The following is a 13,346-nucleotide window of genomic DNA, read 5'->3' as shown; positions in this document are numbered from 1 at the left end:
AGCCCCGAGGCCGACCGACGCGCGAAGCAGCCCTCGAGCACCAGGAAGCCCCACCGAAGTCTCGCGGCCGGCCGACGCTCCAAGGCAGTCCACCAAGCGCGGAGGGGCCGACCTGCGACATCCGGGCCGCCGTCCCGCACCCCCGGGCATGCCCGGCCTCAGTCTGCCCGGCCCGCGCCCACCCGCCCGCGCCACCCCGGCCCGTGTGTGCCCGGCCTCCGCCTGCCCGGCCCACGCCAGCCCGGCCTCCGTCTACCGGCCCGTGCCAGCCCGGCCTCCGCCTGCCCGGCCCGCGCCAGCCCGGCCTCCGCCTGCTCGGCCCGCGCCAGCCCGGCCTCCGCCTGCCCGGCCTCCGCCTGCCCGGCCCGCGCCAGCCCGGCCTCCGCCTGCCCGGCCCGCGCCAGCCCAGCCTTCGCCTGCCCGGCTTGGCCACTCCCCGGCCTGGGATCGCGGCCGATCCTGCGACCGCAACCAAGACCGATCGCGGGAGCCTGCGCGGCCGCAAGCAAGGCGCCAGCACGCTGCCGCCCGGCGCGACCGCGCTCATCGCAGGCCCCGCGGCGGGACGCCACCGGGTGAGGCGGCAGCCGAGGCGGCTCTGGCGCAGCGCGGGAGAGCGCGCCGGCAGCGGTCGTACTGCGGGCCGGCGCAAACCGAGCGGACGCTCGACGCCCGCCGCCGCGGAATAGCGCACTGCAACAAACCTGCACATGGATGTTATTGACCGTCATATATAGGCGGTGCAATTCTTCAGTTCGGTCAACCCGTCCTGGACGACTGCAAATATGCGGCCCAATTGTTGCAGGATCCGCAGTCCATTTTGCGTCAGGAGTTGTTTTCATGTCACCCTCCCCGAAGATCCGCCGCGGATTGTTCGCGGCCGGACTGACCGGTCTGGTCACGGCCGGCCTGGTCGTCTCCGTGGCCAGTGCCGAGGCGGCCACAGTGTTCACCGCCGATTTCGAGTCGGGTTCGAGCGGCTGGTCGAAGTCGGGCGGCACCTGGTCGCTCGTCGCCGACGGGTCGCAGGCCCTGGCGCAGTCCGACACCGGCAGTGAACGCGCCCGCCAGTTCGCCGGCGACACCGGCTGGACGAACTATTCGGTGCAGGCCCGGGTGAAGGCGACCGCGTTCGGTTCCACTGCCGGCGTGGTCGCGCTGACCGCCCGCGCCGCGGGGGCGACCAGGATGTACCGGCTGTCGCTGACCGGGTCGAACCGGGTGCAGCTGGAGGCGATGAGCGGCAGCACGATCAAGGTGCTCGGCAGCCTGAGCCAGCCGATCTCGACCAGCACCTGGTACACGCTGCGGCTCACCGTCAACGGCAGCACGATCAGCGGCGCGGTCAACGGCACGAGTGTCGGCTCGGCCTCCGACACGACGATCGCGGCGGGCCGGATCGGGCTGCTCACCGAGTCCGCGGCCGGCCGCTTCGACGACGTCGTGGTCGACGACGGGGGTGGCACGACCCCGACGACCCCACCCGCCACAACTCCGACGACCCCACCCGCCACGACCCCACCCGCGACCACGCCACCGGCGACCACCCCGCCGGCCACCACCGCCCCGCCGGCCAGTGGCACGCTCTACGTCGCCCCGAACGGCAGCGCCTCCGCCGACGGCACCCAGGCCAACCCGACCACCCTGGCCGGAGCGATCACCCGAATCGCGGCGGGCGGCACCATCTATCTGCGTGGCGGGACGTATTCCTTCGCGCAGACGGTCACGATTCCGGCCGGGAACAACGGCACTTCGAGCGCCCGTAAGAGGCTCACCGCGTACGCGGGGGAAGTGCCGATCTTGAATTTCGCCGCACAATCCGAGGACCCCGCCAATCGCGGGCTCGCCGTGAACGGGAATTACTGGCACCTGTACGGCATCGTGGTCGAACGGGCCGGTGACAACGGCATCTTCGTGGGCGGCAGCAACAACATTCTCGAGCGCACGGTCACCCGTTTCAACCGGGACAGCGGCTTGCAGATCTCGCGCATCGCCTCCGACACGCCGCAGAGCCAGTGGCCGGCGAACAACCTCGTGCTGAGCGCCGAGTCGCACGACAACGCCGATTCCGACGGTGAGGACGCGGACGGTTTCGCGGCCAAGCTGACGGTCGGCAGCGGCAACACGTTCCGGTACGCGGTGTCGCACAACAACATCGACGACGGCTGGGACCTGTACACGAAGACCGACACCGGGCCGATCGGGCCGGTCACGATCGAGGATTCGCTCGCCTACAGCAACGGCACGCTCTCGAACGGCGGCCAGGCCGGCAACGGCGACCGCAACGGCTACAAGCTGGGCGGCGAGGACATCGGCGTGAACCACACGATCCGGCGCAACATCGCCTACAAGAACGGCAAGCACGGGTTCACGTACAACCGGAACCTGGGCACCATGAGCGTCTCGAACAATGTCAGCATCGACAACACCGAGCGCAACTTCTCGTTCGACGGCGGCTCGTCGGTGTTCCGCGGCAACACGTCGTGCCGGTTCGCGAGCGGCTCGAACGACAAGATCGTGGGCAACAGCGACAGCTCCAACCAGTTCTGGAACGGCACGAACGGTTCCCGCTGCACCCCGCTGTCCGGCGCGCTGGCCTGGTCCTTCGCCTCGAACGGCAGCCTGATCGTGACCCTGGGCGGACGCGTGGTCACGCCGTGATCGCACCCGTCTCGACCACGACCCGAGGCACCTCGGGATCGTGTCGAGGCAGCCGCCGGCCGGGACCGTCACCTCGAGGTCCCGGCCGGCGGCGCGCTGGGCGCCCCCGTTGCCGGGCGTGGCTACCGTTCGGGCATGAGGCGAACGGACGAGCAGGTTCGCTCAGCTGCGCGCACCTATCTGACGATCGGCTTGATCCTCTATGGATACCTGTCCTACCAGGGCTACCGGGCCCTCGGCGACAACGCCGCCGTCCTGCTGATCGCACCGCTCGCGGGGGCTACCGCCGGCGCCGTCATCGGCCGGCGCCGCGGCGGCCGGAGTCACGCCCTGCTGCACGGCTCGATCTGGCTGCTGGTCACGACCGCACTGGTGTGGGCCCTGGCCGCCACCGCGTTCATGGTCGTCCTCTCCCGGTGGACGCCCTCGCTCTAGCGCTGGTGTTCTCCGCCCGGCGCCTCGACACGCGGGCGACGAGCTCGGGGAGGACTCTCAGATCGTTTGCGATTGCCGGCGGGCGGCCCTGGTTGCGGGGCCCTCAGCGTCGCCGACCAGCTGTGACAGCAGGCTGAGTCCCTCGGCGGACGGGGAGCCGGCGGGCGCGGTGTAGGTGATCAGCCGCTGGCCGATGGTGTCGGCGGTGCTCAGGGCCTGCTCGGTCACGGTGAGCCGGCCGACCAGCGGGTGCCGCAGCTCGTGGATCGACGAGGCGCAGGCGGTGACCCGGTGATCGGCCCACATCGCGGCGAACTCGGGACCGCCCACGGCCAGGGCGCCGACCAGCTCGGCCAGGGCCGGGTCGTCGGGGAACCGGCCGGCGAACAGACGCAGGCAGCCCACGTCGGCGCGGGCCTTGGCGTCCCAGTCGGCGAACAGCTCCCGCGCCTCGGGATCGAGGAAGACCAGCTTGGCGATGTTGGGCCGGCCGGCCGGGGTGGCCGGGGCGTCGGCGGGCAGGTGACCGGCGATCAGGGCGTGGCCGAGCGGGTTCCAGGCCAGCACGTCCTTGCGGGCACCGATGATCATCGCGGGGACCGGGCCGATCGCGTGCATCAGCTCCAGCAGGCCCGGCTCCGGCTTCTCGACGGCGGGGCGGCGGATGCGGCGCGGGCCGGTGCCGTCGGTGGCCAGGCTGTGCAGGTGCAGGCGCTCGGTGTCGTCCAGGCCGAGCGCGGCGGCCAGCGCGTCGAGCACCTGCGGGGAGGCGTGGCGGGACTGCCCCTGCTCCAGCCGCGTGTAGTACGACGAGCTCACCCCGGCCAGCATCGCCAGTTCCTCGCGGCGCAGACCCTCGACGCGCCGCCGGTCGGAATACCGCCTCAGACCGGCCTGAGCGGGGGTGACACGGGCCCGGTGGGCCTGCAGGAACTCGCCGAGGGTCCCGGCGATCTTGGGGCTCGTCATGCCGCCAGTATGCGCCGGTCCGCGCCGGGTTACCTGACCCTGCCAGGGGTAGGAAAGGCCGGGTCTGGGCGAGCCCGGTCAGCCGCCGCAGGGTGGACGCATGTCACATTTCTCCATCGGCGGCGACCTGACCGTCGGCCGTCTCGGTTACGGCGTCATGCAGCTCACCGGCCCCGGCTTCTTCGGGTACCCGGCCGACCAGGACAACGCCGTCGCCGTGCTGCGCCGGGCGGTCGAGCTCGGCGTCACCCTGATCGACACCGCCGACGCGTACGGGCCGTTCGTCACCGACGAGCTGATCCGGCGCGCCCTGCATCCGTACGCGGAAAACGTGGTTATCGCCACCAAGGTGGGCGTGACCCGGCCCGCGCCAGGCGCATGGGTGCCGGTCGGCCGCCCTTCCTATCTGCGCCAGCAGACCGAGTTGAGCCTGCGCACGCTCGGCCTGGACCGGATCGACCTGCTGCAGCTGCACCGGGTCGACCCCCACGTGCCGATCGAGGACCAGGTGGGCACGCTGGCCGACCTGCGCCGCGAGGGCAAGGTGCGGCACATCGGGCTGTCCGAGGTCACCGTCGACCAGATCAAGGCGGCCCAGGCCGTCACGCCGATCGCCTCGGTGCAGAACCTCTACAACCTCACCGACCGCACCGCCTCCGACGTCGTCGACTACGCGGAGCAGGAGAAGATCGCGTTCCTGCCGTGGTACCCCCTCGCCGGTACGGGCATGGCCGACCCTGCCTTCGCCGCGACCGCCGCCCGGCACGGGGTGACGCTCAACCAGCTCGCGTTGGCCTGGCTGCTGCGCCGCTCCCCGGTGATGCTGCCCATCCCGGGCACGTCGTCGATCGCCCACCTCGAGGAGAACCTGGCCGCGGGTGCGCTGGAGCTGACCGACGAAGAGTTCAGCCGGCTCTGATCGTCTCGGCGTCCCGCACCCGGGACGTCGGGGACGTGCGCGGGACGGTTACGGTGAACACCGCGCCGTGCGGCTGGTTGGGTTCGTACGAGACGTCGAGCCCACCGGCCTGCGCCAGCTGACGCACCAGATAGAGGCCCAGGCCCGTGCCGGCCGTCTTGGTGGCCACCCCCGAACCGGCCCGGGCGAACCGGTCGAACAGGTGCGGCACGAACTCCGGCGGCACCCCCTCACCGTGGTCGGCCACCCTGATCGCGACCAGCTCGCCCGCATTGGCCACAGTCACGACAATCGGCGGCCGGCCGTACTTGGTGGCGTTGGTCATCACGTTGCCCAGGATGAGCTGGAGCTGGGCCGGGTCGGCCAGGCCGATGGTCTCGTCGGGGGCGATCACCGAGATCGCGGTGCCCGAGCTGATGTGATGGGCGGAGACAGCTTCCCGTACGGCGTGGGACACGTCCAGCCGTACCGGCCGGGCCATCATCGCCCCCGCGTCGAACTGGGCCAGCATGAGGATGTCGGTGACCAGGTCGTTGGCCCGATGCCCGGCCGCCGCCATCCGCTGCACATAGTTGATCTTTGTGTGTTCGGGCAGGCCCGCCCACTCCTCCACCACCAGACCGCCCAGCCCGACGATCTTGGCCAGCGGCTGGCGGACGTCGTGGCTGAGCATGGCCATCACATCGGCCAGATGCGTGTTCGCGTCCTGCAGTTCCTCGGCCCGGTGGGCCAGCTCGGCCTGGGCCCGGGTCCGCTCGCGCTCCAGGGTGTTGCGCTCGGTGACGTCGATGATCTGAATGGCGAAGTAGAGCGGGCGTTCCTCCCCGTCGCGAATCACCGCGGCCGTGATCGACGCCTCGACCACCTCGCCGCCCGCCCGCACATAGCGTTTGTCAAGCTCGAAGCCGTCGGTGCGGCCGGCCAGACAGTCACTGACCGGGCCGTCGGTCAGCCCGGCGTCATCGGGATGGGTGTAGTCGACGAGCCTCTGGTCCAGCAGTTCGTCCTCGGCCAGCCCGAAGATCTCACTGCCGGCCGGATTGAGGCGCAGGCACCTCCCCTGCGCGTCGGTGAGGACCATGCCGATGCGCGACGTCTCGAACACCTTGCGGAAACGGCGTTCACTCAGCAGCAGTTCACGGCGGTTGCCGCGGGCCCGGCCGACCGCCGCCACCACGGCCAGCCCGACCAGCGCGGCGCCGCCCAGCGCGGCCAGGCCGGCGTTCTCGGTGTCACGCAGCTGGCCGTACAGCTCGTCCTCGGTGACAGTCGCGGACAACCGCCACGGGGTGTCCTTGACGGCGACCGCGGAGTAACGCCACCATTCGCCACCATCCTCATAGCGGCCGTCCCGGTCCTGGGCCAAGGCCCCGGCCAGCGCGGCGTTCTCCCCGGCCAGCGTGGGTGTGGCGGTGGTGAACGCCTCCGTGCCGGCCACGATGTTGCCGCTCGGGTCGACCAGCTGCACCCGGGCCCCGGTCAGCGACAGCGCGCTGGTGAAATACGAGGCGAGCGGGCTGGCCCGGATCGGCACGGCCCCCGAGAACACCCGCCGCCCCCGCGCGGTGTCGAACGGCACGGCGAACGCGACGACCGGGATCTGCTCGGCCGCCGAGTCGACAACACCGGAAACCGCCGACCGGCCCTGCAGCGCCTCCCGCAGGTGCGCGTACCGGACCGCGACGTCGGTGCCGACAAGATCGGGATCGGACGGGTGGACGTGCAACACCCGGCCCTGCTCGTCGAGCAGCAGCGCCGCCGGATACCCGAAACCGGCCACCGCCCGCTCGAAATCCCGCCCCCGCACCACCGGATCGGCCAGCGACGCCTCGGCCTGGATCTTCTCCCGCATCAGAGACTCGGTGGCGACCCCGGTCATGAAGTCGCTCAACGTGCCGACCCCACGCTCGAACCGCCGCGCCACCGCCTCCCGGCTGTTGTTCTGCTGCCACAACAACACCCCGGCACCCACGACGACCAGCAGCAGCCACACCCCGAGGGGCACCACCGCTGAACGCCACCACTCCCGCAGGCCGCGCATACCCCCTCATCGGCATCTTCCGGCGCTCGCTGAGCCCCGGCCCACCGTTGCGCCCTGACCACCCGACGCCGGCTCCGGGTCCGTCGTCATCGCTCAGGCGGGCGCGCCCCGCCCTGCCCGCACCGCCCGCTCTGCTCTCACCGCCCGCCCTGCCCGCACCGCCCTGCTCTCACGCCCGCCGCGCCGACGCTGCCCGCTCTGCCCTGCTCTCACGCCGGCCCCGCCCGCGCTGCCCGCCCTGCCCTGCTCTCACGCCCGCCCCGCCCGCGCTGCCCGCCCTGCCCGCGCTGCCCGCGCTGCCCGCCCTGCCCGCCCTGCCCGCCCTGCCCGCCCTGCCCGCCCTGCCCGCCCTGCCCGCCCTGCCCGCCCTGCCCGCACCGCCCGCCCGCCGGGCGGTGCGTGCCCCGCTAACCGCCCGCACCGCCGGCGCTGCCCGCCCCGCCGACACCGGTCTCACCCCCCGCCCTGCCGCCCGGCCCTTGTCGTCGTCCTCCGGTTCGCTCTCCACCGCCGGCTCCCGCTCCTCTGCCGGACATCTCCGCCGGCCCGGCTGACCCTCGCGCCGCGCCGCCTCGGAGTGACAAGGACGGTTAACATCCGTCTATGGCGCGCATCGCTGACGTTGCGCGGGCCGCGGGCGTCTCCGCGAGCACCGTGTCCTATGTGCTGTCCGGGCGCCGAGCGATTTCCGCCGAGACCCGCGCACGGGTCCTCCAGGCCGTGCGCGACTTGGGCTACACCCCGAACGCCGCGGCCGGCGCCCTCGCCGGGGGCCGCACCCGCACGATCGGCCTGGTCGCGCCGCGCTGCGAGGACCTGACGGCCGCGATCATCCAGCAGTTCATCCACACGATCATGGACGTGGCCCGCGCCCGCGACCACGACGTGCTGCTGCTCGACCCCCGCGAGGGCGGCGCCGGCCTGCACCGGGTGATCGATTCCCGTCTGGTCGACGGCGTGATCCTGATGGACACCGACGAAACCGACCGGCGCGCCCAGATCCTCGAACAGGCGGGCGTCCCGGCGGTGGTGCTGGGCACGCCCCAGGGCACCTCGCTGCCCTGCGTCGACCTCGATTTCGCCGCCGCGGCCCGCCTGGCCGTACGCCACCTGGCCACCCGAGCCGCCGACGGCATCGCCCTGATGTCACCGCCCGAACTGGTCGGCCCGCCCGGCAAGGGCTACGCCCGCCACGCCGCCCACGGTTTCGCCGCCGCCGCGGGTCCGTCGCGCGTCGTCCGCGTCTGCGAGCCCACCTGGACCGGCGTCGAGACCTGGCTGGCCGCCGTCTCGCACCGGCTCGGCACGCTGACCGGCGTGGTCGTCCAGCACGAGGCCGCCCTCCCGCCCCTGCTGGGCCTGCTGCGCCGCCACCACCGCACCGACGTCACCGTGGTGCCGATCTGCCCGTCGGCGATAGCCCGCCAGCTCGAATCCCCCCTCGACCACGTAGTCATCCCGGTCGACGCCATGGCCCGAACCGCCGCCGAAACCCTGCTGGCCCAGCTCACCCACACCGGCCGGGCCACCTCCCACGTCTTCGAGCCCCACCTGATCCGAGCCGCCTGACCACCATCCCCTTCCAAGCCGCACGCGCTCGCCCCCTGCGCGCCCACCACCGGGCCCGCACACCCGCTCGCCCTCACCCGCCCACGATCGGACACGCACACCGCTCCGGCGTGCCCGCCACCCAGCAAGCCGGCCGCCAACGTGCACACCGCTCCCGCATGCCCGCCGGCTGACACGCTGGCCGCTGCCCGCGCGTACGCCACCCGACGCCGTCGCCGCCTCATGCGCACTTGTCGCTGTCGTGGCAGCTGAACGAGGGCGGCGTCACGCCGGCGACCCTGTGCGGGCCGCCGGCGTGGTCTCCCGCTAGCCCGCTGCCCCAGCCGGAGCGGGCTGCCAGACGTACGACTGCGGGGCTACCGCGGCCGACGAACGGAAGTTGGCCTCGACCGAGGCCAGCTCGCGCGCGTTCGGATACGAGTTCGTGCACGAGACCGGCGCGCTGCTGCCCGACATCAGGTCGGCGCACAGACCCGTACGCCGGTCGGGCAGCCCGAGGATGTGCCCGAGCTCGTGCGCCGCGATGCGCGGCGGGTAGTAGCCCTGGTCGACCGCCTGCCGGCCCATCCACACGCGCCCGTTGCCGAGTGAGGTGGTCTGCGCACGCGGCCAGCCGTTGTCGGCGTAGATCCGGATGTTGGGTGTGCGCCCGGCCGTCACCGGCTCGAGCCGCACGTTCGTCGCGCGGCTGTTCCAGATCTGCGCACCCTGGTTGACCACGGAGATGAATTCCTGCGCCTGTCTGGCGTCGTAATACAGCACGCGTGGCGCGGCCTGAGCCGGGGTTGCGCCGGCGACCTGAACGCCGGCCAGCGCGACAACCGCGATGGCCGCGGCCGCCAACCGTCGAAGAAGCATCGATGCCCTCCTGCGGGGGTTCGGGGGGATTACCTGGCCCCGACCCTAGCCATCGAGCGATGATCGTCGATGTTTTTCGGACATACCGAATACGTCCTAACCCTGTGCGATCTGAGTCGTGGTGATCCCTCCGTCGACGTAGAGAGTGGTGCCGTGAATCATGCGCGCCTCGTCGGAGACCAGGAACGCAACCGCGTAGGCGATGTCGCGCGGCTGCACCGGAACCTTGGCCGGGGTCTGCGCGGCCATCGACTCGGTGACCTCACGGGCGTGGGCGTTGCCCGGTGTCGCCGTCACTCCGGGGGCAACCGCGTTGACCCTGACTCCCCGGGGCCCGAACTCGGCCGCCCACGAGCGCGTCAACTGCTCGTCGGCGGCCTTGGTGGCCGTATACATCGCGCCGAAGGCATTGCCCACGGACGCCATCCACGAACCGATAGTCACGATGGCACCCTCACCACGGGCCGCCATCGCCGGCGCGAGCTCGCCGACCAGAACGTGCGGGGCGCGCACGTTGACGGCGAGCATCGCGTCGAGGTCGGTGTCGGGCAGGGCCGCGGTGCCGGTGACCGGATAGATGCCGGCGTTGTTGACCAGAACGTCGACCCGGCCGCCGAGCGCCTCGGTGGCCTCGGCCGCGAACGAACGCAGCGCCGCATAGGAGCCGGCCAGATCGGCGGGCACGAAGTCGGCCCGGCCGCCACCCGACCGGATCTCGGCGACGATCGCCTCACCCCGGCTTTTGTCCCGCCCGGCCACGACGACGTGGAAGCCCCGGCCCGCCAGCTCACGGGCGATCGCCTCCCCGATTCCGCTGGTAGCACCGGTCACGATTGCTGTCGCATCAGTCATGGGCACATTTGTACGACCGGGGCGGGCGCCGAACCAGGTTATGGCATGACCACCCTGGCGCCGCCGCGGCGCGCTATATCTGACGCATGCCTGCCAACCGCGTCGCCCTCGCCGAGTTCCTGCGCTCCCGCCGTGATCGGCTCAAACCCGCCCAGGCGGGGGTGCAGCCGTTCCCGGGCCCACGCCGGGTGCCCGGCCTGCGCCGGGAGGAGCTGGCCATGCTGGCCGGCCTGAGCGTCGACTATTACACCCGCATCGAGCAGGGCCGCCAGGCGAACATCTCGGCCGAGGTGCTCGCCGCGCTCTCCCGTGCGCTCCAGCTCGACGACATCGAACGCGCCCACCTCCGTGACCTGGCCGCCCCCGCCCGCAGCAGCGACGACGGTTCGCCCCCGCAGCGCGCCGATCCGGGGCTGTTGCGGGTGATGAGGGCGCTCGGCCACCTGCCGGTGCTGCTGCTGGGCCGGCGAAGCGCGGTTCTGGCCCGCACGCCCCTGCTCGAAGCCGTGCTGGGCCATGACTTCGAGATCGGCGACTCGTTCCTGCACTACCTGTTCCACGACCCGCTGGCCCGGTTACGCATCGTCAACTGGGAGGTCTTCGCCCGTGCCGCGGTGGCGGGCATGCGGCGCGAGGCGGGCACCCATCCGCACGACCGCCGGCTGCACGCCGAGATCACCGCCCTGCGCCGCAGCAACCCGAAGGTGGATCGCTGGTGGCAGGACCAGCAGGTCGGCGACTACACCTCGGCGGCCAAACAGATCGTCCACCCCGAGCTGGGCCGGCTGCACTTCGACATCGAGCACATCATCGCCCCGCACGACCCCGACCAGCACCTGATCGTCTACACGACCCCACCCGACTCCCCCACCGCCCTCCTCCTGCCCATGCTGACCGCACCGGAATTCACCGGCTCCGGACTGCCCGCATGACCGGTTGAGACCTTCGGCGCCCCACTCCCCCCGCCGACGGGGGTGGCCGGCCAGGCCCGCACTCACGGCCGCACGCAGGCCTGCCCCCACGGCCGCACGCAGGCCTGCCCCCACGGCCGCACGCAGGCTTGCCCTCAAGGCCGCACGCCGGCTTGCCCTCGAGGGCGCACGCGAGGCGCCCTCACTGCCGCACGCGAGGCGCCCTCACTGCCGCACCAAAGGCCACTGTTCGCCCGGCTGATGAGGTGCATGCGGCTTGAACAGCGCCGCGTCGGGCTGCTCGTCGACGATGCGGACCCGGGGTTGAAGTTCGAAGCCGTCGCCTGTGCGCAGGGCGAGGCCGCACAGCGAGGGAGAACCGGTGACAGACCGCGCATCGGGAGGGGGTCGCGACGGGCAACGCGGCAATCTCGGCCACGTGGTGGGGGAGCGAGGACAGGCCGCCCCGCGACGTCGGCCGCGCGGGGAACGGGGCGCGACGGGCTCAGCCGCGCGGTGGCAGGGAGCCGTTGAGTTGGGAGATGCGGCCCTGGTCGTCGAAGGCGACATTGATCGTGGCGCCGCCGGGGTGGTGGGCGACGCCGCCGGAGAAGGGCCAGCCCTGTTGTTCGAAGAAGGCCGTCACGCCCGTGCGGTGGTCGAACGGGAACGCCGAGATGGTCTGGCTGATCACCGTCAGGGCGCGTTCCGGCGGCAGGGCCGTCGGGGGTACGCCTTCCAGGTGGAAGAAGAGGGCGCCCCCGGCGTACGGGCCCCGGTAGTAGGGGCGGCCGGTCAGGCCCGATGCGAGCAGGGCCAGGCGGTGGCCGTCGGCGCGGGTCAGCGGGAACGTGCGGTCGGTCAGTTCGCCCACGCCTGCGTTGCGGCCGTAGTCGCGCATCCACGCGCACAGGTGCAGCAGCGCGGGTGGCAGGTTGCTGGCCTCGTTGGCCCAGGCCCACAGCCAGGTGTTGTCGCCGTGGCTTTCGCTGCCGAGCAACTGGACGGGAAAGCGCAGGTCGTCGCCGAACGTCACCGCGCCGGCGCCGAGGTCGACCGACCAGTCGCGTTCCCCGATCACGTCGGCCAGCGCGAACTGGCGGGCCATGGCCGTGAGAACGTGCCGGCCGAAAAGATCATCGAACGCTGACATAGCGCGGAAGTATCGCAGATCATGACCAACACCAGGTGAAACGCGAACGGCGAATCCGGCCGGACGGGGCGGTGCAGCGCGCGAGAGACGACGGATGAAGGGCCGGGACGGGCGAAGAAAAGCGGCAGGAACGGAGAATTAGGGCGGCGGGGACAAGGATCGGGCGGCGCGAGAAAGTAGGGCGACGGGCCCGAGCGGCGCGTAGGAGAACAAGCGACGGGCCCGAGCGGCGCGAGAAGAAGCGGGCGACGGCACCGGAGGCGAAGAGGGCCGCCTCAGCGCGACGGTGCGGCGGTCACATGCGCCACCACCAGGTCGCCGATCATTTGGCGTTGGTGGTCGCGGGACGCCGGGTCGAGCAGGTCGCGGTCGAAGATGGCGCGGAACGTGTAGCGGTTGGCGCCGCGGAAGATGCAGAACGAGCTGATGATCATGTGGACGTCGAGGGCGTCCACGTCGTCGCGGAAGAGGCCGGCGGCCACGCCGCGGGCCATGATGCGCGTGAGCACGTCGAGGGCGGTCGAGGCCAGGCCTTCGCGGGCGCCCGACTTGATCAGGTGCTGGGCGTAGTGGATGTTCTCGATGGCGACCAGCCGTACGAAGTCCTGGTGTTGCTCGTGGTGGTCGAACGTGAGCTCGGCCAGTTTGCGCAGCGCCTCGACGGGCTCCAGGTGTTCCACGTCGAGTTTCTGTTCCAGCGCGCGGATGTGCTGGTAGGCCTGTTCCAGCACGGCGAGGTAGAGCCCCTCTTTGCCGCCGAAGTAGTAGTAGATCATGCGTTTGGTGGTGCGCGTCTTGGCCGCGATCTCGTCGACCCGCGCCCCGGCGTATCCCTGGTCCGCGAACTCGGAGGTCGCCACGTCGATAATCTCGGCTCGGGTGCGCTCGGCATCCCGTACCCGCTCCATGGTCCGACTCTAGCGGGCCTTTACGGGCCCTTTATCCGGGCCTTGCGACAGTGACCCCCCGGAGGTGCTT

General features: G+C 71.8%; 12 protein-coding genes. 6 read left to right on the top strand and 6 right to left on the bottom strand.

Annotated features, from left to right (window positions below; genetic code table 11):
* Positions 1–840: 840 nt before the first annotated feature.
* Together BKA14_RS07375 and BKA14_RS07370 are read left to right on the top strand one after the other, a co-directional pair.
* A complete protein-coding gene (locus tag BKA14_RS07375) occupies positions 841–2,661 on the top strand; it encodes a right-handed parallel beta-helix repeat-containing protein (RefSeq protein WP_184950156.1) in 1,821 nt (606 codons plus the stop codon).
* Positions 2,662–2,796: 135 nt separating this feature from the next.
* Entirely contained in the window at positions 2,797–3,096 is a 300-nt protein-coding gene (locus tag BKA14_RS07370; RefSeq protein ID WP_184950155.1) for a hypothetical protein, read from the top strand.
* Between the two features lie 57 nt (positions 3,097–3,153).
* Here the strand turns inward: BKA14_RS07370 and BKA14_RS07365 are convergent, their stop codons facing one another.
* Complete coding sequence (locus tag BKA14_RS07365) at positions 3,154–4,065, bottom strand: helix-turn-helix domain-containing protein (RefSeq protein ID WP_184950154.1); 912 nt, start codon at positions 4,063–4,065, stop codon at positions 3,154–3,156.
* Between the two features lie 100 nt (positions 4,066–4,165).
* On the opposite strand from BKA14_RS07365, the gene BKA14_RS07360 reads away from it, so the two are divergent.
* Positions 4,166–4,984 carry an aldo/keto reductase gene (locus tag BKA14_RS07360; RefSeq protein ID WP_184950153.1) on the top strand — a complete coding sequence of 273 codons (819 nt, stop codon included), beginning with the start codon at positions 4,166–4,168 and terminating at the stop codon, positions 4,982–4,984.
* Here BKA14_RS07360 and BKA14_RS07355 read toward each other — a convergent pair.
* Entirely contained in the window at positions 4,971–7,025 is a 2,055-nt protein-coding gene (locus BKA14_RS07355) for a sensor histidine kinase (protein WP_184950152.1), read from the bottom strand. The genes BKA14_RS07360 and BKA14_RS07355 overlap by 14 nt on opposite strands.
* Before the next feature lie 47 nt (positions 7,026–7,072).
* On the opposite strand from BKA14_RS07355, the gene BKA14_RS07350 reads away from it, so the two are divergent.
* Both BKA14_RS07350 and BKA14_RS07345 read left to right on the top strand, forming a co-directional pair.
* Positions 7,073–7,579: a hypothetical protein gene (locus tag BKA14_RS07350; protein ID WP_184950151.1), complete on the top strand. Its 507-nt coding sequence runs from the start codon at positions 7,073–7,075 to the stop codon at positions 7,577–7,579.
* Between the two features lie 49 nt (positions 7,580–7,628).
* Positions 7,629–8,594 (top strand): LacI family DNA-binding transcriptional regulator, encoded by a 966-nt coding sequence (locus BKA14_RS07345; protein ID WP_184950150.1) that lies wholly within the window; start codon positions 7,629–7,631, stop codon positions 8,592–8,594.
* 306 nt (positions 8,595–8,900) lie between these two features.
* Here BKA14_RS07345 and BKA14_RS07340 read toward each other — a convergent pair whose 3' ends face one another.
* Together BKA14_RS07340 and BKA14_RS07335 are read right to left on the bottom strand one after the other, a co-directional pair.
* Positions 8,901–9,452, bottom strand: coding sequence for a snapalysin family zinc-dependent metalloprotease (locus BKA14_RS07340; RefSeq protein WP_184950149.1), 552 nt, complete (start codon positions 9,450–9,452; stop codon positions 8,901–8,903).
* 96 nt (positions 9,453–9,548) lie between these two features.
* A complete protein-coding gene (locus BKA14_RS07335) occupies positions 9,549–10,304 on the bottom strand; it encodes an SDR family NAD(P)-dependent oxidoreductase (protein WP_184950148.1) in 756 nt (251 codons plus the stop codon).
* A gap of 86 nt (positions 10,305–10,390) precedes the next feature.
* On the opposite strand from BKA14_RS07335, the gene BKA14_RS07330 reads away from it, so the two are divergent.
* A complete protein-coding gene (locus BKA14_RS07330; RefSeq protein ID WP_184950147.1) occupies positions 10,391–11,236 on the top strand; it encodes a helix-turn-helix domain-containing protein in 846 nt (281 codons plus the stop codon).
* 484 nt (positions 11,237–11,720) lie between these two features.
* Here the strand turns inward: BKA14_RS07330 and BKA14_RS07325 are convergent, their stop codons facing one another.
* Positions 11,721–12,368: a DUF6882 domain-containing protein gene (locus tag BKA14_RS07325; RefSeq protein WP_184950146.1), complete on the bottom strand. Its 648-nt coding sequence runs from the start codon at positions 12,366–12,368 to the stop codon at positions 11,721–11,723.
* Positions 12,369–12,643: 275 nt separating this feature from the next.
* A complete protein-coding gene (locus tag BKA14_RS07320; RefSeq protein WP_184950145.1) occupies positions 12,644–13,276 on the bottom strand; it encodes a TetR/AcrR family transcriptional regulator in 633 nt (210 codons plus the stop codon).
* Positions 13,277–13,346: the final 70 nt, after the last annotated feature.

Source organism: Paractinoplanes abujensis (assembly GCF_014204895.1).
Classification (GTDB): Bacteria; Actinomycetota; Actinomycetes; order Mycobacteriales; family Micromonosporaceae; genus Actinoplanes; species Actinoplanes abujensis.
The sequence above is the reverse complement of the archived record's forward strand: the minus strand, read 5'-3'. Positions and strand labels throughout refer to the sequence as shown.

Coding starts and splice junctions, on each gene's coding strand:
- BKA14_RS07375 (WP_184950156.1), top strand. CDS start 841: ATGTCACCCTCCCCGAAGATCCGCCGCGGATTGTTCGCGGCCGGACTG.
- BKA14_RS07370 (WP_184950155.1), top strand. CDS start 2,797: ATGAGGCGAACGGACGAGCAGGTTCGCTCAGCTGCGCGCACCTATCTG.
- BKA14_RS07365 (WP_184950154.1), bottom strand. CDS start 4,065: ATGACGAGCCCCAAGATCGCCGGGACCCTCGGCGAGTTCCTGCAGGCC.
- BKA14_RS07360 (WP_184950153.1), top strand. CDS start 4,166: ATGTCACATTTCTCCATCGGCGGCGACCTGACCGTCGGCCGTCTCGGT.
- BKA14_RS07355 (WP_184950152.1), bottom strand. CDS start 7,025: ATGCGCGGCCTGCGGGAGTGGTGGCGTTCAGCGGTGGTGCCCCTCGGG.
- BKA14_RS07345 (WP_184950150.1), top strand. CDS start 7,629: ATGGCGCGCATCGCTGACGTTGCGCGGGCCGCGGGCGTCTCCGCGAGC.
- BKA14_RS07340 (WP_184950149.1), bottom strand. CDS start 9,452: ATGCTTCTTCGACGGTTGGCGGCCGCGGCCATCGCGGTTGTCGCGCTG.
- BKA14_RS07335 (WP_184950148.1), bottom strand. CDS start 10,304: ATGACTGATGCGACAGCAATCGTGACCGGTGCTACCAGCGGAATCGGG.
- BKA14_RS07330 (WP_184950147.1), top strand. CDS start 10,391: ATGCCTGCCAACCGCGTCGCCCTCGCCGAGTTCCTGCGCTCCCGCCGT.
- BKA14_RS07325 (WP_184950146.1), bottom strand. CDS start 12,368: ATGTCAGCGTTCGATGATCTTTTCGGCCGGCACGTTCTCACGGCCATG.
- BKA14_RS07320 (WP_184950145.1), bottom strand. CDS start 13,276: ATGGAGCGGGTACGGGATGCCGAGCGCACCCGAGCCGAGATTATCGAC.